The sequence below is a fragment of the Streptomyces sp. NPDC046197 genome (genome assembly GCF_040646295.1).
Classification (GTDB): Bacteria; Actinomycetota; Actinomycetes; order Streptomycetales; family Streptomycetaceae; genus Streptomyces.
Genome location: NZ_JBEYZY010000096.1, coordinates 1 through 2,104 on the forward strand (window position 1 = coordinate 1; position 2,104 = coordinate 2,104).

At 38.4% G+C, this 2,104-nt stretch carries 3 protein-coding genes; 2 read left to right on the plus strand and 1 reads right to left on the minus strand.

Annotated features, from left to right (window positions below):
- The coding region (locus AB0A61_RS41005) for a P-loop NTPase (RefSeq protein ID WP_361304710.1) at positions 1-365 on the minus strand (365 nt) is incomplete at its 3' end.
- 320 nt (positions 366-685) lie between these two features.
- Between AB0A61_RS41005 and AB0A61_RS41010 the strand changes: the two genes are divergently transcribed.
- Both AB0A61_RS41010 and AB0A61_RS41015 read left to right on the plus strand, forming a co-directional pair.
- Entirely contained in the window at positions 686-1,366 is a 681-nt protein-coding gene (locus tag AB0A61_RS41010) for an IS6 family transposase (RefSeq protein WP_361304713.1), read from the plus strand.
- Between the two features lie 106 nt (positions 1,367-1,472).
- The gene (locus AB0A61_RS41015) at positions 1,473-2,036 is read left to right on the plus strand and encodes a VanZ family protein (RefSeq protein WP_357056717.1); all 564 of its coding nucleotides are present in this window, start codon (positions 1,473-1,475) and stop codon (positions 2,034-2,036) included.
- The last annotated feature ends 68 nt before the right edge of the window (positions 2,037-2,104 follow it).

The window sequence follows — 2,104 nt, forward strand, 5'->3', positions numbered from 1 at the left end:
CCCAGGTGGGCAGCGCCGGCTCGGGAGCGGTGACGGCCGTGGACATGGTCGCGGCTTAATCCCTTATGGTTTTTAAGGCCAAATGTCTTATGAATCGTTGCTCGTCGCAAGTCAGCATCGACCAGTAAGACTTGCTTGCCTTCCTTGGCATACTCCACTGCTAAGTTACCACTTACTGTCGATTTACCCTCGCCAAGCATGGCCGAAGTCACCATCAAAGTTCGTAGCTTATGGTCAGTAGCCGCAAAATTGATATTAGTTCGAATTGTTTTAATCTGCTCAGTAATGACCGACATGGGTTCATTAATCGTGGTGAGATTAATTGGTGCCGTAGTCGTTATATTCTTTTCTTTACGTTTAAACATCTAGCACCCTCCTAAACTCGTTTGATCGCTTGTGACGATGTTTGATAGTTATGCGTATGATAGCCACCGTTCAGATTCAAGGCCTGTTTCTTCATTGAATAGTGATGTTGATGGTTAACCAAGCCTCAACTAGTCAATCCTAATTGCGTTTTCGTTTAACGGCTTAATGGTTTTTCGCCTTAATAATAATAACCTTTGTTAAAAATTTGATTTTTTCTTTTAAGGGCCTAGAATTTATTATTTCTTTGGTTCTGTTGCAAAGTTTTCCAAAAAATCTATTTTAGTGTAAAATTGAGAAAAAAGACAGAGAGGACAGAGTAATGAATCATTTTAAAGGCAAACAATTCAAAAAAGACGTCATTATTGTCGCTGTTGGTTACTACCTGCGTTACAATCTAAGCTATCGTGAAGTTCAGGAATTGTTATATGATCGTGGAATAAATGTTTGTCATACTACGATTTATCGTTGGGTGAAAGAGTACAGCAAAGTCCTCTATTATCTTTGGAAGAAGAAAAATAGACAATCCTTCTATTCATGGAAAATGGACGAAACCTATATCAAAATTAAGGGACGTTGGCATTATCTTTATCGTGCAATTGATGCGGACGGATTAACCTTAAATATCTGGTTACGAAAGAAACGGGATACGCAAGCAGCCTATGCTTTCTTAAAACGACTCCATAAACAGTTTGGTGAGCCGAAAGCAATTGTGACCGATAAAGCACCTTCTCTTGGCTCCGCCTTTAGAAAGTTACAGAGTGTGGGTTTATATCCTAAGACAGAGCACCGAACTGTGAAGTATCTTAACAATTTAATAGAACAAGACCATCGACCTATTAAACGACGGAATAAATTTTATCAAAGTCTCCGTACAGCCTCTTCCACGATTAAGGGCATGGAGACCCTTCGAGGAATATATAAAAAGAACCGAAGAAATGGAACGCTCTTCGGCTTTTCGGTGTCTACTGAAATCAAGGTATTAATGGGAATACCAGCCTAAGATATTTGGAGTTCAGAGAGGGCGCGTTTGATTTTCAAACTTCGCAACAGAACCAAATAGGGTTAATCTCATCAAGAAAAGGAGTTAGAAACAGTTGCGAAAATATATGATCTACCTCAGCAGTTTATTGGTCACATTTATCCTGAGTTATGCGACGATTACTTGGCTGATTATGCCCGTTCTCACTCGCTATCAAAGCCTGGCTAGGTTGATTAACCACTTTGACTATACCGCATTAACTTTAATACTCTTATTAACGCTGATTATCTGGTTGTTTGGCATCCAGTATCACCTCAAAGATTTTTCAGTTATTTATCTCTATCTTGCTTTCAGTGTGTATTTATTACTGTTATTCATGGTGCTTTTTACTAAAACAACGGATTTTCAGGCGATATCACTGAATCCTTTTGACTTTATAAAAGCGGATACCAGAACGATTCAAGAGGCAGTGCTAAATATTATCTACTTCATTCCTTTAGGTGGCCTTTACTGTATCAATACTGATTTCAAACAGTTTGTCATTGTCAGTTTGGTCACACTTTTAGGAATTGAAACCATTCAATTTATCTTTTATTTGGGCACATTTGCCATTAGTGATATTATCTTGAATTTTTTGGGTTGTTTGATTGGGTATTATTGTTGTTGGGAGATTAAAAGGCGGTTGAGTTGAGCTAACCCAAAAGTAGCATAAAAATAGACAGGAGATATATCTCGAATGGTATCGAGATATATCTCCTG

Coding starts and splice junctions, on each gene's coding strand:
- AB0A61_RS41010 (WP_361304713.1), top strand. CDS start 686: ATGAATCATTTTAAAGGCAAACAATTCAAAAAAGACGTCATTATTGTC.
- AB0A61_RS41015 (WP_357056717.1), top strand. CDS start 1,473: ATGATCTACCTCAGCAGTTTATTGGTCACATTTATCCTGAGTTATGCG.